The following is an 18,998-nucleotide window of genomic DNA, read 5'->3' as shown; positions in this document are numbered from 1 at the left end:
TTTTACTACCAGCGCGCGCCGAAAGTGCGGCGCAGTTCATCGATCTGATCGGCATCCAGCGGCTCGGGCCTTGCGGCCTGCGCGAGCTGCTGGAGCCTGGCGGTTTCCTCGAGTTCCTCGAGCACGGCCATGGCGGCGGCCGGCGTGTCGTGCCACACGTTGGGACCGAGGCGCGTGAGCATCACGGCGCGGATCGGCGTGCCGGCGGCGCCGAAGCGCTCGATGGCCTGGGCGACCTGCTCGGCGGCTTCGGGCGCGCCGGGGCGGTGATACGGGATGACCGGCACATGGCCCACCTTCATCACGAAGTAAGGCGTGAGCGCGGGCAGCAGTTCGTCGCCGGGCGCCTTCAGCGTGAGCGCGACGCAGTGCGTGCTGTGCGTGTGGATCACGCAGGCGGTGTCCGCATCGAACTTCCGCGCGGCAGCGTAGATGCGCGTGTGCAGCGCGATGGTCTTGCTGGCGCGGTCGCCGCCGGTCTGCCGACCTTGCGCGTCGAGCCTCGCGAGCCGCGCCGGGTCGAGAAAGCCGAGGCAGGCGTCGGTGGGCGTGATGAGAAAGCCGCCGTCGTCCAGCCGCACGCTGATGTTGCCGGCCGTGGCGTGCACATAGCCGCGCTCGAACAGGCTGCGGCCGACGCGGCAGATTTCCTCGCGGGCTTGGTTCTCGGTCATGCTCTCGGTCATCCGAGCACTGTAAATGCCTTGGTGAAGAAATCGTCGCTGCCGAAGTTGCCGGACTTCAGCGCGATGTGCACGCCGGCCTCCGGCGCGGCCTCGGAGCGCGCATGGCACCACGGCACGCCCGGGTCGACCTGCGGGCCGATCTGCATCTGCGCGATGCCCAGCGCCTGCACGCAGGCGCCCGAGGTCTCGCCGCCGGCCACCACCAGCCGGTGCACGCCGCGCTCGACCAGCCCACGCGCGATGGCGGCGATGGTGCGCTCGACCATCGCGCCGGCCTCTTCCACGCCGAGGCGGCCCTGCACCGACTTCACGGCGCCAGCCTCGGCGGTGGAGTAGACGAGCACCGGGCCCTTGTCGATCAGCGGCGTGGCCCATGCAAGCACTTCGGCCGCGACATCCACGCCAGCCGCGATGCGCAGCGGATCGATGGCCAGCGCCGCGCCGCCGCGCTGGATGAAGTCGAGCACCTGCCGGTTGGTGGCCAGCGAGCAGCTGCCCGAGACCACGGCCGACTTGCCGCCGGACTTGGGCAGCGCGCTCGCCTGCGACGAGGGCGCGAGGCCGAAGTTGGCCGGCAGGCCGATGGCCACGCCCGATCCGGCCGTCACCAGCGGCCTCTTCGCGAGCGCCGGGCCCATGCGCAGCAGGTCGTCGTTAGACACCGCGTCGACGATGGCGATGGAAACGCCCTCGGCCTTGAGCTGCGCGATGCGCTCCTCGATGGCGGCGGCACCGCGCGCCACCACCGCGTAGTCGACGAGCCCCACCTTGCGCCTGCACTGCGCCTGCAGCACGCGCACGAGGTTGGGGTCGGTCATCGGCGTGAGGGGGTGGTTCTGCATGCCGCTCTCGTTGAGCAGCACGTCGCCCGCGAACAGGTAGCCCTTGAACACGGTGCGCTTGTTGTCGGGGAAGGCGGGCGTGGCGATGGTGAAGTCGCACCCCATCGCGTCCATCAGCGCCTCGGTCACGGGGCCGATGTTGCCTTGGGGCGTGCTGTCGAAGGTGGAGCAGTACTTGAAGTAGATCTGCTGCGCACCCTGCGACTGCAGCCAGCGCAGGGCATCCAGCGACTGGGCGATGGCATCGGCCGGTGCGACGGTGCGCGACTTGAGCGCAACGACGACCGCATCCACGTCGACATCAAGGGGACCTTCGGGCACGCCGATGGCCTGCACCACCCGCATGCCGGCGCGCACGAGGTTGTTGGCGAGGTCGGTGGCGCCGGTGAAATCGTCGGCGATGCAGCCGAGCACGAGCTTTGCCATGGCATTCAGTCCTTCAGCGGAAGCTTCACAGCCTGCGCGTTCTCGCGCACGTAGTCACGCAGGATCGCGTCGAAGCTGGCGTCGGCCTTCAGGCCCAGGGCCTCGGCGCGCACAGCGTGGATGCGGCTGGGCCAACTGGTGACGATCTTCGCGATGGCGGCATCGGGCTCCCAGTCGATCAGGCCGGCGGCTTCCTTGCCCGCGATGCGTTCGAGCGCCTGCGCCATGTCGCGCACGGTGGTGGTCAACGCGGGCAGGTTGATGGCAGTGCGCGCGCCCCATTCGGCGGCGCTGGCGGTGGCCGCGCGCACGATGCCCGCGACGGTGTTGCCGGGCGAGGCCAGCGCGACGGGCGTGTCGGGCGACACGGGGCAGCGCGCGCGCTCGCCGGCCAGCGGCTCGCGCAGCATGCCGCTCAGGAAGCTGGAGGCCGCGCCGTTGGGCCGGCCGGGGCGCACCGACACCGTCATCAGCCGCACGTTGCGGCCCTGCACGAAGCCCTTGCGCGTGAAGTCGGCCACCAACTGCTCGCCGATGAACTTCTGGATGCCGTAGCTGTTCTGCGGCGTGGGCAGCGTGGTGTCTTCGATCACCGCGGGCAGGCGCTGCTCGGGCGAGTCGCCGAACACCGCGACCGAGCTGGAGAACACGAACACCGGCGCATGGCCCGCGCGGCGCGCGGCTTCAAGCAGGCCGCGCGTGGCGTCGAGGTTGCTGCGCATGCCGAGATCGAAGTCGGCCTCGCATTCGCCGCTCACGGCGGCGGCGAGGTGGAACACGAGCTGCGTTTCGGCGACGGGCAACGCGCCATTGCCGAGCTGCTCCAGCAGGTCGCCCTGCACGAACTGCACGCGCGCGTCGGAAGCGAGGTCGGCGGGCGGCGGCACGCGGTCGGCCAGGGTGACGCGCGAGACGGGCTGCGCGGCCGATCCGGCCAGTGCGAGGTCGTCGCCCGCGAGCAGCGTGCGTGCGAGGCGAGCGCCCAGGAAGCCGCAGCCGCCGGTGATGAGGATGTTCATGTGCGTGTCTTTCTCTCTGTCTCTTTTTTCCGGATGCCTCAGGATTCTTGCGGAGCCTTCGGCACCTCGATGCCCGGGAAGATCTTGATGACGGCGCTGTCGTCCTCGCGCGCGAATCCCGCGGTCGAGGCCTGCATGAACATCTGGTGCGCGGTGGACGACAGCGGCAGCGGAAACTTGCTGGCGCGCGCCACGTCGAGCACCAGGCCCAGGTCCTTCACGAAGATGTCCACGGCCGACAGCGGCGTGTAATCGCCCGCGAGCACGTGTGCCATGCGGTTCTCGAACATCCAGCTGTTGCCCGCGCTATGGGTGATGACCTCGTACAGCGCCGCCGGGTCCACGCCCTCGCGCAGCCCCAGCGCCATGGCCTCGGCCGCCACCGCGATGTGCACGCCGGCCAGCAGCTGGTTGATGATCTTCACCTTGCTGCCCGCGCCCGCCTTGTCGCCCAGGCGGTAGACCTTGGCGGCCATGGCGTCGAGCACCGTGCCGGCGCGCTCGTAGGCGGCGGGGGTGCCGGCGGTCATCATCGTCATCTGGCCGCTCGCGGCCTTGGCGGCGCCGCCGGAAATCGGCGCGTCGAGGTACAGGATGCCCTGCTTCGCCAGGCGTGCTTCGAGCGCCACCGACCAGTTCGGATCGACGGTGGAGCACATCACGAACAGGCTACCGGGCTTCATCGAGGCGGCGCAGCCGGGCACGGTGCCGTCGCCGAACAGCACCGACTCGGTCTGCGCGGCGTTCACCACCACGCTGACCACGATGTCGCACTGCGCACCGAGCTCGGCCAGCGTGGCGCAGGCCGTGCCGCCCTCGCGCGCGAAGGCTTCGGCGGCCTCGCGGCGCACGTCGAACACATGCGGCGCATGGCCCGCGCGGCGCAGCGACTGCGCCATGCCGGCGCCCATCGCGCCCAGGCCCACGAGGCCGACGACGGGGGTGGCGGCGTTGGTCTTTTCTTGATTCATTGCGGTGCTTCCATTCAGTTGCAAGGCCACGCGCCCCCTGCGACGTGCCCCATTCGGGAAACACCGCGGAACCGGCTTGGCCCGGCTGCAGGTGTTGCCCCTGGCGACGGGGTCGGCGCAGCGACATGAAGTGCGCGAAGCCTGGGGATGTACTTCATCTAGCGATTGACGAGTTGTTTTGGCGTGAACCACACGGCGATGGCGCCGAGCACCAGCGCGCCGGCCAGCACGTACATGCCGATCTGGAGGGTCGAGGAAGTCGTGAAAAGCTGCTACTGGTGATTTATCAGGTCATCATACAAATTTGAATTCGGGTGGCAGGCCCGGGTAAACCCTTGGGACGGCCGCCTTCCGGCGGCTTTCCGGTGACTTCGTGTATCGGCGGCGGGCTCAGCCGCCGACCGGCCAGCCTTCGACCAGCGGACGGGCGAGCTGCTCGCCCTCCTGCTGCCAGAACACCGGATCGGCCTGCTCGATGCGGCGGATCGCGTTGTCCATGTGGCTCTTGGCGGCCTCGCGCGCGCGCAGCGGATCGCCGGCCTCGATCGCCTCGACGATGCGCGCGTGCTCCTGCGCCACCTCGCGCGCGAAATCGGCGCGGCGCGCCTCGTTGGCGCGCGTGACGCGGGTGGCGCCGTGCAGGAACTGCCGCAGGTACTGCAGCGTGCCGATGAGGAAGGGGTTGCGCGCCGCCTCGGCGATGGCGCGGTGGAAGCGCACGTCCTCGTCCGCCCCGTTGCCGCCCGCCTCGACCGCCGCGTGCAGTGCGGCGATGGCGTCGCGGATGCGCTGCACGTCTTCGTCCGTGCGGCGCTCAGCCGCCAGCGCGGCCACCTCGGCCTCGAGCGCGCGGCGCAACTCGACCATCTGGATCACGGCTTCGCGCGAGGCCACATGCGGCATCTCGAAGCGCAGCGGCTCGACGCCGGCGGCGCGCACGTAGACGCCGCTGCCCTGGCGCGAATCGAGCAGCCCCAGCGACTTGAGCCGCGAAACCGCCTCGCGCACCACGGTGCGGCTCACACCGAACTGCTCGGCCAGCGCGGTCTCGGTGGGCAGCCGGTCGCCCTCCGACAAGCGCCCGCTGCGCACCTCGGCCGCGAGCGCATCGGCCACCTGGTCGGCCAGGCGGACGGCGGGAGCGATGGACTGGAAGCGGGCGGCCATGGGTGCGAAGGGGGTGGGTCTGCGACTCTAACGCAGGGCCCGCCACTTTCGCGGCTGCTGCAGCTCAGCCCAGCGCGTGGCGCGCAGCGTTGGCGATGCTCTTCGCATCGACGCCGAAGAAGCCGCGCAACGCGGCGCGCGTGTCGCTGCGGCCGAAGCCGTCGGTGCCCAGCGTGATGTAGCGGCGGCCTTCGGGCAGGAAGGCTCGCACGCTCTCGGGCACGGCGCGCACGTAGTCGGTGGCGGCGACGATCGGCCCCTTTCCGGCGCCGAGCTGCCGAGCGATGAATGGCGTGTCGGCCTTCTCGCCAGCCAAGGCGCGCTGCTCGCAGGCCAGACCGTCGCGCGCGAGTTCGCTCCAGCTCGTCGCGCTGAACACCTCGGCCTCGATGCCCTCGTCGGCCAGCAGCTGCGCGGCCTTGACGACCTCGGTGAGGATCGCGCCCGAGCCCATCAGCGTCACTTTCTTCTTCGCCTTGCCCGATGCCGGCGCGTAAGTGCCGAAGCGGTAGCAGCCGCGCAGGATGTCGCCTTGCGCGCCGGCCGGCACGTCGGGCTGCGCGTAGTTCTCGTTCATGAGCGTGACGTAATAGAACACGTCCTGCTGCTCGACCATCATTTCGCGGATACCCGCGTCGACGATCACCGCCATCTCGCCCGCGAAGGCCGGGTCGTAGGCCTTGCAGTTGGGAATGGTCGCGGCCACGAGGTGGCTGCTGCCGTCCTGGTGCTGCAGGCCTTCGCCGCCGAGCGTGGTGCGCCCGGACGTGGCGCCGAGCAGAAAGCCGCGCGCACGCTGGTCGGCCGCGGCCCAGATGGCATCACCCACGCGCTGGAAGCCGAACATCGAGTAGTAGATGTAGAAGGGCAGCATCGCCAGCCCGTGCACGCTGTAGCTGGTGGCCGCGGCCGTCCAGCTCGCGATGGCGCCGGCCTCGCTGATGCCCTCCTCCAGGATCTGCCCGTCGGTGGCCTCGCGGTAGCTCAGCACCGAGCCGATGTCTTCGGGCGCATAGCGCTGGCCCACGCTCGAATAGATGCCGACCTGCTTGAACAGGTTGGCCATGCCGAAGGTGCGCGCCTCGTCGGCCACGATGGGCACGATGCGCGGGCCCAGGGCCTTGTCCTTCATCAGGTTGCCCAGCATGCGCACGAAGGCCATGGTGGTGCTCATCTCCTTGCCGCCGGCGACGGTGGCGAACTGCGCGTAGCTCGCGATGTCGGGCTTGACCACCACCTCGCAGGCGGTCTCGCGGCGCGGCATGGCGCCGCCGAGGGCCTCGCGGTGCTGGCGCAGGTAGCGCATCTCGGCGCTGTCCTCGGCCGGGCGGTAGAAGTCCATCGCGGTGGCCTGCGCGTCGGTCAGCGGCAGGTTGAAGCGGTCGCGGAATTCGATGAGGTCCACGTCGCCCATCTTCTTGTGCGAGTGCGTGGTCATCTTGCCCTGCGCGGCGCTGCCCATGCCGTAGCCCTTCTTGGTGTGGGCGAGGATCACGGTGGGCTGGCCCTTGTGCCTGGCCGCAGCCGCGTAAGCCGCATGGATCTTCACGAGGTCGTGGCCGCCGCGCTTGAGGCGGTCGATCTGCTCGTCGGTCATGCCTTCGGCCAGGCGCGCGAGCTCGGGGTTCTGGCCGAAGAAGTTGTCGCGGTTGAAGCGGCCGTCCTTGGCCGCGAAGGTCTGCATCTGGCCGTCGACGGTGTTGGCGAACACGCGGGCCAGCGCGCCGCTCACGTCCTGTGCGAAGAGGCCGTCCCAGTCGCTGCCCCAGATGAGCTTGACGACGTTCCAGCCGGCGCCGGCGAAGAGCTTCTCGAGCTCGTCGATGATGCGGCCGTTGCCGCGCACCGGGCCGTCGAGGCGCTGCAGGTTGCAGTTGACCACCCACACGAGGTTGTCGAGCTTCTCGCGCGCGGCGAGCGTCAATGCGCTCATCGATTCGGGCTCGTCCATCTCGCCGTCGCCGAACACGCCCCACACTTTTCGACCTTCGCAGTTCAGCAGGTTGCGGTGCGTGAGGTAGCGCATGAAGCGCGCGTGGTAGATCGAGCTGATGGGGCCGATGCCCATCGAGCCGGTCGGAAATTGCCAGAAGTCCGGCATCAGGTACGGGTGCGGATAGCTGCACAGGCCCCGCGCGCCGCTGCCGCTGGCGAAGGCGGGCGCGGTGAGCTCCTGGCGGTAGTGCTTCAGGTCTTCTTCGCTCAGGCGGCCTTCGAGGTACGCGCGGGCGTACACGCCGGGCGCGCTGTGCGGCTGGAAGAACACGAGGTCGCCGCGGTGGTGCTCGCTGCGCGCATGGAAGAAGTGGTTGAAGCCGGTCTCGAACAGGTCGGCCGCGCTCGCGTAGCTGGCGATGTGGCCGCCGAGCTCGCCATATGCCTGGTTGGCCTTGGCCACCATCGCGAGCGCGTTCCAGCGCATCAGCGAGGCGAGCTTTTCCTCGATGGCGAGATCGCCCGGGAAGGGCGGCTGGTCTTCCACCGCGATGGTGTTGACGTACGGCGTCGCCAGCTCGGGCTGCCAGCCGATGCGCTGCTGCCGCGCAAGGCGGGCCAGCTCGGCCAGCATCTGCCTGGCGCGCTGCGGCCCCTGCGTTTGCGCCAGCGCCACGAAGGCGTCGCGCCACTCGGCGGTCTCCGCGGGGTCGGGGTCGTGCGAGAGCTGCGTTTCATCCAGCAGCAAGGCGCGCATCTGGTCGGGCGAAATCGGGGCGTTCATGACGGCACTTTAGGCCGCGGTGAGCAAAATTAGCTACCGGCAGCGTCAATCCCATGCAGGTGCTGCAGCATAAAATTCCGCAAAATTCAAACAGCACGGCATTTCATGCAACTCGACGCCATCGACCTGCGCATCCTCGACGAACTTCAGCGTGACGGCGCGCTGTCGAACGTGGAACTGGCGCGGCGCGTGCACCTCTCGCCATCGCCCTGCCTGTCGCGCGTGAAAGTGCTGGAGGCCAACGGCGTGATCGACCGCTACGTCGCCCTCGCAAGCGCCAAGGCACTGGGCCTCGGGCTCAACGTGTTCATCTCGATCAGCCTCACCACGCAGAGCAAGCAGTCGCTCGCCGACTTCGAGCAGCGCATCGCCGAACACGACGAGGTGATGGAGTGCTACCTGATGACGGGCGACAGCGACTACCTGATCCGCATCGCGGTGGCGGACATGGCGGCGCTGGAGAAATTCATCCTGGAGCAGCTCACGCCGATCCCGGGGATCGAGAAGATCCGCTCCAGCTTTGCGCTGAAGCAGGTCAGATACAAAACGGCGCTGCCGTTGCCGGCAGCGCCGTCCTGAATCAGGCGCGAATGTGCTTTCGCGACGCTCTTACTTCGAGAGCTTCGGCTGGATCGGATCGGCCGTGAGGTAGCCGACGGCCGCAGCGTAGCGTTCCTTGTAGTTCGCGCGGATCAGCGGATCGAGCGTGGCCTGCACCTTGCCGTGGATGCTGCCCCAGTCGCCGGCGTGCTGGAAGTTGCTCATGATGTACGTCCAGCCGTTGATCTCGTCGACCGCGTGCAGGCCGGTCGATTCGCCGCCCGCGGGAATCGACATGACGCGCGAGAGCTTCTTCGTGTCGACGTTGTAGGCCCACAGGAAGTTGTTGACGTGGCTGCTGCTGTCCTCGCCGATGAACAGCGTGCGCATCTTCTCCGAGAACTTGAGGTTGTCGGGGTTGCCGACCTTGTCGGGATTGGATGTGTTGCCCAGCGCGTCGGCGGAGATGTCCTCGCCCACGATCAGCGCGCGCGTCTGCATCGGCACCCATTCGCTGTCGATGGCCTTGCCGTCGGTGTCCTTCTGGCCGCCCGTGAGGTTGTGCGCCATCACGCCGCCGGCACTGAGCTTCTTGGGCAGCGCGATGTTGGTGCCGGCGGTCCAGCCCTTGCCGCCGCTGACCATCGAGTCCTGGATGTTCTGCAGGGCGGAGTAGGCGATCTTGTCCTTGATGTTGACGGTGGTGCCTTCCATCTTGGTGAAGGCCATGCTCGCGCCCATGAGGTTGGCGTAGCGGTGGGTTTCCAGGAAGGCGGCCGCCTTCTCCATGCCCGGCTTCAGGCGAACCCAATTGGCCTTGCCGTCGCAGTACATCAGCGTGTAGGTGCTATCGACCGCGGTCACCGGGGTCAGCGGCGTAGCGTCGCTGGAGCCGTTCTGCACGGCGTACACGACATCGAGGATGTCCGTGGCAACGAGCGAGTTGGCCAGGGCCTCGATCTCGGCGCTGGTGGCGTGGCCGAGCCGCACCCAGGTCAGCTTCGTGGCCGCGGCGGCCGGGTCGATCGAGTAGCCCGCGTCGTACTTGGCGACATAGAGCGTGCCGGCCGACAGATCCTTTTCCTTGTCGGCGACGAACATGAAGAAGCCGCCGTTGGTGTAGTCGTCGCCCATGATGGCGGTGCGCTGGTCGGGCATGACCTGGATCAGCTCGTGCGAGATGCGGCCAAGGCAGTAGTGCTTCTTGACGCTGCCGGTGCCGTCTGGGTTGACTGTGACCTCGGGCAGGTGGCCGTAGTGGTACGGGTTGGCCTTGGTCGGGTCGCCGAACACGTTCTGGCTATAGGCCTTGAACATGGTGGAGGTGGTGGCGGTGAACGCATCGGGTTCGTACTCTTCGCTCGACAGATGGGTGCCCCAGGGCGACAGGCTCGCGCCGCAGGTGATCCACAGGCCGTGGGCGCTGGACATGTCGACGTTGTGGTACTTGACCAGGCTCAGCTTGCCGGTGGTCTGGTCCTGGTCGAGCGTGAGCACCGCGATCGGCGAGGGCAGCGTGCCGTAGGTGTTGTTGCCGGCAAGGTCGCGCGTGGTGTATTCGAACTGGACGACGGCGAAGACCGGCTTGCCCTTGACGCCGTCGACCTTGGCGTTGGGCACGGTCAGCAGCGAGGTGCCATCGGGGCTGTCGGAGTAGAACTGGCGCGTGTTGACTGGCACCGACTTGTCCAGGATGGGCTGGTTGTTGATGTCGTAGTAGCCGCCGGCCAGCACCTTGCCGCCCTTGCCGTCGGACACTAGGTCGCCGGTCAGGAAGAAGGGCTGGTAGGCCAGCTTGTATTCTGTCGAGCTGCCGTTGTCGAACGAGATCTTGAGCGTGGACCCGACAGTGGTGGTGGCCATGGCGGCGGCGTTGGACAGCGTCGGTGCGGCCATGCCGGTGAATTCGGCCGAGACATACGTTGCGGCGGCCGGGGCCGGTGCGGGCGCTGGGGCCGGCGCGGGAGTGGGAAGCGGCAGGAACGGCTGGCCGTTGCCGCCGCCACCTCCGCAGGCCGTCAGGAAGGCCACGCCGCCCAGCGGGAGCATGGGAGCGGCGCCCAGCAGCTTGAGGGCCTTGCGGCGCGAGGGAATGGGTTCGGCCGAGGGAACGTCGTTCCGGTTGTTTGCGGTCATGCGCAATGTCTTTCTTCGTAGGGTGGAAAAGTAACCAGCCCGCGAAGTTAGGCAATTCGCATGACAGCGCCGTGAAACACTCAGCGTCCAGTCAGGCGACTTGATGCCGATTTCACATTCTTGCAAGCACTCCGAAACCCGGCAGTGACGAGTCCCGGAGGGGGTTGCGGAGAGCGTCGGCGCTTGTCAGAGACCGATCAGGCCGCCGTCGTTCTTCGTGATCACGATGGTCGCCGAGCGCGGCCGGGCGTTGCCGCCGTCCGGCCAGTGGCTGCTGAACTTGCCCGGCGTACCGATGTCCGCGGAACTCGTGTCCTCGCCGGGATGCTGGATGTTCACGAACAGCGCGCGGCCATCGCCCGATTCGGCCACGCCGGTGATCTCGCATTCCACGGGGCCGACCAGGAAGCGGCGCAGGCCTTCGGTGCCTGGAGCCTTCCCCACGAAGGTGTTCTGCACGCGCGAGGACGAACCGGAGAGGTTGGTGATTGCCCTGGGGCCGCCGTCGCCCACCTTGCCCGGCAGCGCGGCCAGCAGCATGCAGTTGGTGACGTCGGTGTAGGCGCCGTCGTCGGTCTCGATCCACAGCAGGCCGGGCGCGGCCTCGCTGAACCACAGGCCGTCGGGGCTGGAGAAGTCGTTGTCGGCCGACAGCAGCGAGAGGTTGACGTCGGCCGAGGCGCCGTCGCGCGCACCGAAGAGGTACACGTCCCACTTGAAGCTCAGCGAAGTCGGGTCGCCGTTCTTGTCGGCGAAGCGCACGATGTGGCCATTGGGATTGCCCGAGTACGACGCGCCGGTGATCTTCGGCGCGCTGTAGGAGCGCGGATTGGCCGCGTCGGTGGTGGTGATCGAGCGGTTCGAGTTGTTGGTCAGCGTCAGATAGACCTCGCCGGTCTTCGGATTGACGGCAGCCCACTCGGGACGGTCCATCTTCGTGGCACCTGCGGCATCCGCCGCATGGCGGGTGTTGATCAGCACGTCGGCGGCATCGGCGAAGGCGTAGTTCGCGTAGCCGGCGGTGATGTTGTTCTCGCCCAGCTTCAGCTCGAGCCAGACGCCGGAGCCGTCGGCGTTGAACTTGGCCACGTAGAGGCGGCCGTCGTCCATGTACTTGTCGCCGGCCGCCAGGCCGCCGCCGACGTCGGACGCGGACCAGCTCTTCGTGGAGACGAACTTGTAGACGTACTCGCCGCGCGCGTCGTCGCCCATGTACCAGACCAGCGGCTTGCCGACCACGACAGGGCCCAGGCAGGCGCCTTCATGGCCGAAGCGGCCCAGCGCGGTGCGCTTCTTCGGTGTGCTCGACGGGTTGAATGGATCGATCTCGACCACCCAGCCGTAGGTGTTCGGTCCGTTGCGATAGTCGTCGGCCGCGGTGGCACCGGTGACTTCGCAGTTCCAGCGGCCGTACAGGTTGTCGGCCGTATCCGGCGTGACGGTGGCCCAGAGTTCGCGGCCGTTGCCGGAAACGCCGTAGCGGCCGAAGGAAGCCAGTTCCTTCGGCGTGGCGCCGGTGCTGTTGGTGCGGCGGAAATAGCCGGCCCAGTTCTCTTCGCAGGTCAGGTACGTGCCCCACGGCGTGGTGCCGTTGGCGCAGTTGTTGACGGTGCCGCGGGTCTTGCTGCCGTCGGTCGAGTACCTGGTCTTGAGATAGTCGGTCTTGGCGGCCGGGCCGGACAAGGTCATCTCCGTCAGCGTGTGGACGCGGCGATTGAAGCTCGAGTCCTGCTTGTAGCTCCAGTTGGCGCCGCTCTTGCTGACCTCGATCACGCTCACGCCATGCGCGTAGAACTCGCGCAGCACTTCGTCCGCGACGGTGCGCGCACCGCTGACGATGGTCTGGCCGGCGGGGTGCAGGAACACGGGCGTGATGGCCTCGTGGTTCATCACCAGCAGCCCCCGCGTGGCATTGGCTGGGTCCCACTTGTTCGAGGCGTTCATGCCGAAGAAGGTCATGCCGTCGTGGTGGTCGCCGGCGCGGCGATCGAAGGTATCGGCGGCGTCGGTGCCGTCGTTCCTGTAGGTGGCCACGGTCGGCGTGATCGGGTCTCCCAGGCGGAACAGCACGCTGGCGGTGTAGCCCACGGGCACGGTCACGACGTCGGCGAGGCTCTTGGCGACGGCATTGAAGCCCAGCTTCATCGGCCCGGCCGGTGCGGGAGCGGGAGCAGGCGCTGGAGCGGGTGCCGGGGCGGGCGCCGAGGGAAGAATGGGGAGGCCACCGCCACCGCCTCCTCCACCTCCGCAGGCCTGCAGCAGCGCAGTGCCGGCGGTACCGACGCCCAGGCCGACGAGGCGACGGCGGTTCAGCAGGGGAACGATCAGGTCGTTGAAAGAGGGATTCGACGTGGGATTGGTACCGATGTCGTCGATATCGACCACGGGGGTTCCCGTGCGGGGGTGGGCGGTCATGCGAAATGCCTTTCTTCGTGGGTTGAAAATCCAGCCCGCGAAATTAGGCATTCGGCATTACGGCTCCGTGAATTGGTCAGCTTCCGTTCAGATTCGAACGGTTAATCGGGAAATGCGGGGTATGGAGGGTATTGGGGACTTCCGGTGAATTGACGTCCCCGCCCACCGTTTCGTCAAGGCGCCGGCAACTGCCGCGGCCACAGGGCCCACAGCCTCAGCGGCTGGTTCATGCTCGCCGCGAGGCGGCCCGCGTCGGCGCCGGTGCCGGCGAAATAGTCGGCGCGCACCGCGCCGAGGATGGCGCTGCCGGTGTCCTGCGCCACCACCAGCTTCTGCAACTGCGCCGCCGGTCCGCTGGAGGCCAGCCACACCGGCGTGCCGTAGGGAATGCTCTCGCGGTCGACCGCGATGGAGCGGCCGGCCGTGAGCGGCACGCCCTGCGCGCCGCGCGGGCCGAAGGCGGCGTCGACCTCGCTCATGGTCTCTTCGCGGAAGAACACGTAGCGCGGGTTGCTCCACATCATCTGCGTCACGCGCTGCGGGTTCTGCGCGGCCCAGGCCTTGGTGTCGTCCGGCCACTTGCCGACCTTGGCCACGCCCTGGCTCATCAGCCACTGCTGCACGCTGCGGTAGGGCTGCTCGTTGGTGGCCGAGAAGGCGACGCGCACGGTGTGCTGCCAGCCGTTGGCCTCGGTGATGCGCAGCCGTCCGGAGCCCTGGATGTGCAGCATCAGCGCATCGATGGGGTCGGCCATCCATGCGATCTCGCGCCCGCGCAGCGCGGCCTGTGCCTCGGGCAGGGTCTCGATCTCCTGGCGCGTGTACCAGGGACGGCGCGGCACGAGGCCGTCGGGCGCCTGGTAGATCGGCACGTTGAAGGTGGCGGTGGGCACGCGCGAAGCCTCGTACACCGGCTCGTAGTAGCTGGTCAGCTTGCCTTCGATCTGGCCGTTCAGTGCCTCCACGCGGTAGGGCTGCAGCCGCTCGGTCATCCACTGGCGCTGCTCCTCGGGAGTGGCGATGGTCAGCTGGCGCACGTCGCGGCACAGCGGCGCGAAGGCGGCGTTGGGGCGCGTGCAGTTCGCCAGCAACGCGATCCACGCTTCGTGCAAGGGGTCTTCGCCGAAACCGGGAAGCTCGCCCCAGCCGACGGGCACCCAGCGGCTCTTGGGATGCGCGAGCGAGCCGGTGAGCGGACCGAGGTCGCGCGGCTGGCTGACGGGTGGGCGGATGGGAGCCTCGGGGGTGCGAGGGCCGGTGGAACAGGCGGCGAGCGTTGCTACGATCACAAGCCCGACCAGCCACTGGAGTCCATTTCTCATGGGTTTGATTCTGCTTGAAGCCCTCGCCGCGGGACTCGTGTTCATCCTGATCATCTGGTGGACCATGTTTTCGGGCCGCAACAAGGGCGAATTGCACGATGGCGACGACGAGCCCGAAGCCGGCCGCGGCACCACCGACCGAAAGCCGCCGCCCGAAGCGTGAACTGCTTGTGCAGTCTCCAGCCGCGCGGCGGTGTCGGACAAGCACCCGAATGCTATTGCTTTAGTAGCAATCATTGCAGCATTCATGCGCGAAGACGAAACTTTTCTTATTTTCCGCAGGGCTTTGAGCCCGTACCATCTCGCACTCCCCGAAGGCTAAGCTGTGGCCCGTCTGATTCAACCTTGAAAGGGATCGCCATGAAAAAATTCGTACTCGCCACCACCGCCGCCGCCCTCGTCCTCTCGGGCTGCGCGGGCGGCATGACCGACACGCAGCGCAACACCGGCATCGGCGCCGGCATCGGTGCGCTCGGCGGCGCCGCGATCGGCTCGGCCACCGGCGGCAACCGCGGCGCCATCGGCACTGGCGCGGTGCTCGGCGCGGCGGCCGGCGCGCTCGGCGGCTACCTGTGGTCGCAGCGCATGGAGAACCAGAAGCGCCAGATGGAAGCCGCCACGCAGGGCACCGGCGTGGCCGTCACGCAGACGCCCAACAACGAGCTGAAGCTGCAGATCCCGAGCGACGTGTCCTTCGACGTGGGCCGCGCCAACATCAAGCCCAATTTCGCGCCGGTGCTCGACCAGTTCGCCAGCGGCCTGCGCGGCAACCCGAACGCCGAGGTGCGCATCATCGGCCACACCGACAGCACCGGCTCGGACGCCATCAACAACCCCCTGTCGGTCGAACGCGCCGCCAGCACGCGCGACTACCTCGTGGCGCGCGGCGTGAACGCGGCGATCTTCCGCATCGAAGGCCGCGGTTCGCACGAGCCGATCGCCGACAACAACAGCGACGCCGGCAGGGCACAGAACCGCCGCGTCGAAATCTACGTGGGCGAGCGCGCACCGCAACGCTGAGCGACCGCCGGCGCACGAGAGGGAAACCGGTCGCGCTGAAAGGCCGGTTCCCGCCACTACCGTTCCATTGGTCCATTAAGAGGGAATCTCATGAGGAAGTTCGTTGTTTCGAGTGCGGCAGCCGCCGCGTTGCTGTTCATCGCGGGCTGCGCATCGCAGTCGGCCCCCCCGCCGGCACCCGCGCCTGCAGCCGCGCCCGCCGCCGCGCCGGCCAACAGCTGGACGGCCCGCCTGGCCACGCTGAAGAGCGACCTCGAGACCTCGACCAAGGGAACCGGCGTGGTGATCGAGCAGACCGCCGACAACCAGCTCCATCTGGTGATCCCGAACGAGATGTCGTTCGACACTGGCCGCGCCAACGTCAAGCGCAACTTCGCGCAGGTGCTCGACAAGGTCGCCGAAGGCCTGAAGAGCGCCACAGCCGCCAGCGTGCGCGTGGTGGGCCACACCGACAACACCGGCAGCGAGGAAGGCAACGAGCGCCTCTCGGTGAGCCGCGCCGACAGCGTGCGCAACCACCTCGTGAGCCGCGGCGTCTCGACCACCGCCATCACCACCGACGGCCGCGGCTCGCGCGAGCCGCTGGCGGACAACGGCACGGCCGCCGGCCGCGCGCAGAACCGCCGCGTCGAGATCTTCGTGGCGGAGAAGGGCTAACCCCCAGGCTTCGCGCACTTCGTGTCGCTGCGCCACCCCCCTTGCAGGGGGCAACACCTGCGGCCCGGCGAAGCCGGTTCCGCGGTGGTCTTGGGCTAACCCCCAGGCTTCGCGCACTTCGTGTCGCTGCGCCAACCCCCTTGCAGGGGCAACACCTGCGGCCCGGCGAAGCCGGTTCCGCGGTGTTCTGCGAAGAATCCGGGGCTAGAGTTCTCGTAGACGGTTGGCCAACTCGACGGCCGACTTCACTTCCATCTTGTCGAACACGCGCGCGCGGTGGACCTCCACCGTGCGCACGCTGATCGCGAGCTGGTCGGCGATGAGCTTGTTGGGCAGGCCCTCGACCACCAGCCGCATCACGTCGCGCTCGCGCTCGGTCAGCTCGCCGACGCGCTCGGCCAGCCCCCTGCGCGCGCGCTGCACTTCCAGCGCCTGAAGCGACGCGTTCAACGCATGCTCGATGCGATCGACCAGCGCGTTGTCCGAGAAGGGCTTCTCGCAGAAATCGAAAGCACCGCGCTTGACCGCGTCGACGGCCGTGGGCACGTCGGCATGGCCGGTCAGGAAGATCACCGGCATCGCGGGCAGCAGGCCGCGCTCGACGATCCGGTCGAACAGCACCAGCCCGCTGGTGCCGGGCATGCGCACGTCCAGCAGCAGGCACAGCGGCTGCTGCGGCAGCGGGCCCTGGTCGAGGAACTGCTCGAACGCCTCCGCGCTCGCGAAGTGCTCGCTGGCCAGGCGCCGCGAGCGCAGCAGCCAGGCCAGCGCCTCGCGCACGCTGGCGTCGTCGTCCACGATGAAGATCAAGCCGTCGATCAGCGGTTGCATATCAATTCAATTCAATTCCAAAAACGGGCGCGGGCCCTTCGAAGGCCCCGCGGAACCGGCTTCGCCGGGCCGCAGGTGTCGCCTCCGGCGAGGGGGAAGGAGAAGCGACGCGAAATGCGCGAAGCCTGGGGGTGGATCATGTACTCGGCAGAGTGAACCTGAACACGGTACCGCGCGGCTTGTTGGGCTCGAACACGAGCGCGCCGCCGTGCTGCTCCACCACCGTGCGGCAAAGGCTCAGGCCGAGCCCCATGCCGTCGGCGCGGGTGGTGAAGAAGGGCGTGAAGAGCCGCTCTGCGACCTCCTCGCTGATGCCGCTGCCCAGGTCGGCCACCGAGAACTCGATCCAGCGCCGGCCGTCCTCCTGGCCCGTGGCGCCCATCGCGGCGGCGCGCGCCACGCGCAACCGCAGCACGCGGCTGCCGACATTGTCGGGGCCGTCCATGGCCTGCATCGCGTTGCGCGCGAGGTTCAGCAGCACCTGCTCGACCAGGGTGCGGTCGCACATGACGGCGGGCAGGCGGTCTTCGAGCACCACCTCGATGATCACGCCGAGCTTGCGCGCCTGCAGCCGCACCAGCGGCAGCACCGCGTCGATCAGCGCCTGCGGCGCCACGGCCTCGCGCGCGCGGTCGCGCCGGCGCACGAAGTCGTGCACGCTGCGGATCACCTGCCCCGCGCGGTCGGCCTGCTCGGCGATGCGCTTCACCGCCATCGCGACTTCGCCCTGGTCGCCCTTGGCGTTCGGGCCCAGCAGGTTGAGCGAGCCGCTCGCGTAGCTGGCGATGGCGGCCAGCGGCTGTGTGAGCTCGTGGCTCAGCAGCGAGGCCATCTCGCCGACCGTGGCCAGCCGCGCGCTGGCCTGCAGGCGCTCCTGGCTGGCACGCGAGAGCTCCTCGATGCGGCGCTGCTCGCTCACGTCGATGAACGCACTCATCCAGCCGGTCTGCACCTTGTGCGCATTGATCAGCGGTGCTTCGAAGATGAGCACCGGAAAGCGCGTGCCGTCCTTGCGCATGAAGACCGACTCGAAGCCCTCGCGCGGCGGCATGCCGCCCGCAAGCCGGCGTGCCTGCCGCTGCTGGTACTCGTGGGCCAGCTCGGTGGGCCAGTAGGGAGCCTCGGCGTTGTCCGCCATCAGTTCCTCGGGGCTGAAGCCCACCATCTCGCAGAAGGCCGGGTTCACGTAGGTGATGCGGCCGCGCAGGTCGCGCGCGCGCAGGCCGGTGATGACGGAGTCTTCCATCGCCTTGCGGAAGGCCAGCGCGTCGGCCAGGTCGCGCTCGGCGCGCAGGCGGCGGCGGGTGTCGCGCGCGAGCAGCACCAGCACCGACACCAGCGCGATGGAGATCGCGGTGACCAGCGCCGTGAGCATGTTCGGGAACAGGTCGGGTGCCGCGCGCCAGCCGTCCACGCGCAGCATCAGCGCGGCGCCCGGCAGGTCGATGAGCTGCTGCGAGGTGAACACGCGCGTGCCGGTGCGCCGCGAGCTGCCCAGCGCCACCAGCCGGGTACCGTCGGCCTCGGTGAAGGCAACTTCCTGGCCGCGCGTGAGCGTGGGGCCGACCAGCTCGATCAGCGCATCGCGCAGCGAATAGCTGGCCACCAGATACCCGCCTGCATCGATGGGCACGCACAGCTCCATCACCTCGATGCCGCCGCCGCCCGCGATGGGCACGTAGTGGCTCGGCGAATAGGCCGACGCACCCAGCTTGCGCGCCGCGGCGCAGGCCAGCGACACATCGGACTGATCGGGGCCGCGCGTGTCCTCGTCGAGCACACGCATGCGGTAGGGCGTGTTGACGGCCTGCAGCGGGCGCAGCGCCGAATCGCGCCATTCGAGACGCAGCCACTCGCGGTGCTCGCGCAGCAGCGCGGCGGCCACCTCCGGCCACTTCGCGGGATCGGCGCCGGGCGCCTGCGTGGCGCGCAGGCTCTGCGCATTGCGCTGGAAGCCACTGCGCAGGTCGGCGACGGCGTCGGCGGTGTCGCGGTCGAGCGCTGCCTGCACCTGCTCGACCTCGTGCCGGCCCGCGAGCCACACCACCGTGACCAGCAGCACCGACACCAGCACCGCCAGCAGCAGCCACAGGAACCAGCGCTGCCACAGCGAGCGCAGCCGCGCATAGGCCAGCAGCGCCCATCGCTGCGGCCCAACGGTCACCAGCGCATCAGACATACCGGCAACACCGCCGCACGCAAGGTAAGCGGCTTGTTCCGGGAACACCGCGGAACCGGCTTTGCCGG

The 18,998-nt window shown here is 68.6% G+C and carries 15 protein-coding genes; 4 read left to right on the top strand and 11 right to left on the bottom strand.

What is annotated here, in order from left to right; genetic code table 11:
* Window positions 1–5: 5 nt before the first annotated feature.
* The 6 genes from QMO14_RS06095 to mdeB form a co-directional block, all read right to left on the bottom strand.
* Entirely contained in the window at window positions 6–674 is a 669-nt protein-coding gene (locus QMO14_RS06095; RefSeq protein WP_301505495.1) for an aldolase, read from the bottom strand.
* Between the two features lie 8 nt (window positions 675–682).
* The gene (otnK, locus tag QMO14_RS06090) at window positions 683–1,954 is read right to left on the bottom strand and encodes a 3-oxo-tetronate kinase (protein ID WP_301505494.1); all 1,272 of its coding nucleotides are present in this window, start codon (window positions 1,952–1,954) and stop codon (window positions 683–685) included.
* A gap of 5 nt (window positions 1,955–1,959) precedes the next feature.
* Window positions 1,960–2,973, bottom strand: coding sequence for a D-erythronate dehydrogenase (gene denD / locus QMO14_RS06085; protein ID WP_301505493.1), 1,014 nt, complete (start codon window positions 2,971–2,973; stop codon window positions 1,960–1,962).
* Between the two features lie 38 nt (window positions 2,974–3,011).
* Window positions 3,012–3,944: an L-threonate dehydrogenase gene (gene ltnD / locus QMO14_RS06080; RefSeq protein ID WP_301505492.1), complete on the bottom strand. Its 933-nt coding sequence runs from the start codon at window positions 3,942–3,944 to the stop codon at window positions 3,012–3,014.
* Window positions 3,945–4,334: 390 nt separating this feature from the next.
* Window positions 4,335–5,111: a FadR/GntR family transcriptional regulator gene (locus QMO14_RS06075; RefSeq protein ID WP_301505491.1), complete on the bottom strand. Its 777-nt coding sequence runs from the start codon at window positions 5,109–5,111 to the stop codon at window positions 4,335–4,337.
* 64 nt (window positions 5,112–5,175) lie between these two features.
* Complete coding sequence (mdeB, locus tag QMO14_RS06070; protein WP_301505490.1) at window positions 5,176–7,830, bottom strand: alpha-ketoglutarate dehydrogenase; 2,655 nt, start codon at window positions 7,828–7,830, stop codon at window positions 5,176–5,178.
* A 105-nt stretch (window positions 7,831–7,935) separates the two neighbouring features.
* On the opposite strand from mdeB, the gene QMO14_RS06065 reads away from it, so the two are divergent.
* Complete coding sequence (locus QMO14_RS06065; RefSeq protein ID WP_301505488.1) at window positions 7,936–8,409, top strand: Lrp/AsnC family transcriptional regulator; 474 nt, start codon at window positions 7,936–7,938, stop codon at window positions 8,407–8,409.
* 30 nt (window positions 8,410–8,439) lie between these two features.
* Here the strand turns inward: QMO14_RS06065 and QMO14_RS06060 are convergent, their stop codons facing one another.
* From QMO14_RS06060 to QMO14_RS06050, 3 genes are all read right to left on the bottom strand, one after another.
* Window positions 8,440–10,506 (bottom strand): PhoX family phosphatase, encoded by a 2,067-nt coding sequence (locus QMO14_RS06060; protein ID WP_301505486.1) that lies wholly within the window; start codon window positions 10,504–10,506, stop codon window positions 8,440–8,442.
* A gap of 186 nt (window positions 10,507–10,692) precedes the next feature.
* Window positions 10,693–12,921, bottom strand: coding sequence for a PhoX family phosphatase (locus QMO14_RS06055; RefSeq protein ID WP_301505485.1), 2,229 nt, complete (start codon window positions 12,919–12,921; stop codon window positions 10,693–10,695).
* A gap of 173 nt (window positions 12,922–13,094) precedes the next feature.
* Window positions 13,095–14,243 carry a murein transglycosylase A gene (locus QMO14_RS06050; protein WP_301505483.1) on the bottom strand — a complete coding sequence of 383 codons (1,149 nt, stop codon included), beginning with the start codon at window positions 14,241–14,243 and terminating at the stop codon, window positions 13,095–13,097.
* Here QMO14_RS06050 and QMO14_RS06045 point away from each other — a divergent pair.
* From QMO14_RS06045 to QMO14_RS06035, 3 genes are all read left to right on the top strand, one after another.
* Entirely contained in the window at window positions 14,242–14,406 is a 165-nt protein-coding gene (locus QMO14_RS06045) for a hypothetical protein (RefSeq protein WP_301505482.1), read from the top strand. The two genes, QMO14_RS06050 and QMO14_RS06045, sit on opposite strands and share 2 nt — an antisense overlap.
* 197 nt (window positions 14,407–14,603) lie before the next feature.
* Window positions 14,604–15,263, top strand: a complete 660-nt coding sequence (locus QMO14_RS06040) for an OmpA family protein (protein WP_301505480.1) — start codon at window positions 14,604–14,606, stop codon at window positions 15,261–15,263.
* 90 nt (window positions 15,264–15,353) lie between these two features.
* Window positions 15,354–15,920, top strand: a complete 567-nt coding sequence (locus QMO14_RS06035) for an OmpA family protein (RefSeq protein ID WP_301505478.1) — start codon at window positions 15,354–15,356, stop codon at window positions 15,918–15,920.
* Between the two features lie 204 nt (window positions 15,921–16,124).
* Here QMO14_RS06035 and QMO14_RS06030 read toward each other — a convergent pair whose 3' ends face one another.
* Both QMO14_RS06030 and QMO14_RS06025 read right to left on the bottom strand, forming a co-directional pair.
* A complete protein-coding gene (locus QMO14_RS06030) occupies window positions 16,125–16,751 on the bottom strand; it encodes a response regulator transcription factor (RefSeq protein WP_301505475.1) in 627 nt (208 codons plus the stop codon).
* A 136-nt stretch (window positions 16,752–16,887) separates the two neighbouring features.
* Window positions 16,888–18,930, bottom strand: coding sequence for an ATP-binding protein (locus QMO14_RS06025; RefSeq protein ID WP_301505473.1), 2,043 nt, complete (start codon window positions 18,928–18,930; stop codon window positions 16,888–16,890).
* Between the last annotated feature and the right edge of the window lie 68 nt (window positions 18,931–18,998).

This window comes from Variovorax sp. CAN15, assembly GCF_030462475.1.
Classification (GTDB): Bacteria; Pseudomonadota; Gammaproteobacteria; order Burkholderiales; family Burkholderiaceae_C; genus Variovorax.
This window is presented reverse-complemented; position numbering and strand designations above follow the sequence as displayed.

Coding starts and splice junctions, on each gene's coding strand:
- QMO14_RS06095 (WP_301505495.1), bottom strand. CDS start 674: ATGACCGAGAACCAAGCCCGCGAGGAAATCTGCCGCGTCGGCCGCAGC.
- otnK (WP_301505494.1), bottom strand. CDS start 1,954: ATGGCAAAGCTCGTGCTCGGCTGCATCGCCGACGATTTCACCGGCGCC.
- denD (WP_301505493.1), bottom strand. CDS start 2,973: ATGAACATCCTCATCACCGGCGGCTGCGGCTTCCTGGGCGCTCGCCTC.
- ltnD (WP_301505492.1), bottom strand. CDS start 3,944: ATGAATCAAGAAAAGACCAACGCCGCCACCCCCGTCGTCGGCCTCGTG.
- QMO14_RS06075 (WP_301505491.1), bottom strand. CDS start 5,111: ATGGCCGCCCGCTTCCAGTCCATCGCTCCCGCCGTCCGCCTGGCCGAC.
- mdeB (WP_301505490.1), bottom strand. CDS start 7,830: ATGAACGCCCCGATTTCGCCCGACCAGATGCGCGCCTTGCTGCTGGAT.
- QMO14_RS06065 (WP_301505488.1), top strand. CDS start 7,936: ATGCAACTCGACGCCATCGACCTGCGCATCCTCGACGAACTTCAGCGT.
- QMO14_RS06060 (WP_301505486.1), bottom strand. CDS start 10,506: ATGACCGCAAACAACCGGAACGACGTTCCCTCGGCCGAACCCATTCCC.
- QMO14_RS06055 (WP_301505485.1), bottom strand. CDS start 12,921: ATGACCGCCCACCCCCGCACGGGAACCCCCGTGGTCGATATCGACGAC.
- QMO14_RS06045 (WP_301505482.1), top strand. CDS start 14,242: ATGGGTTTGATTCTGCTTGAAGCCCTCGCCGCGGGACTCGTGTTCATC.
- QMO14_RS06050 (WP_301505483.1), bottom strand. CDS start 14,243: ATGAGAAATGGACTCCAGTGGCTGGTCGGGCTTGTGATCGTAGCAACG.
- QMO14_RS06040 (WP_301505480.1), top strand. CDS start 14,604: ATGAAAAAATTCGTACTCGCCACCACCGCCGCCGCCCTCGTCCTCTCG.
- QMO14_RS06035 (WP_301505478.1), top strand. CDS start 15,354: ATGAGGAAGTTCGTTGTTTCGAGTGCGGCAGCCGCCGCGTTGCTGTTC.
- QMO14_RS06030 (WP_301505475.1), bottom strand. CDS start 16,751: ATGCAACCGCTGATCGACGGCTTGATCTTCATCGTGGACGACGACGCC.
- QMO14_RS06025 (WP_301505473.1), bottom strand. CDS start 18,930: ATGTCTGATGCGCTGGTGACCGTTGGGCCGCAGCGATGGGCGCTGCTG.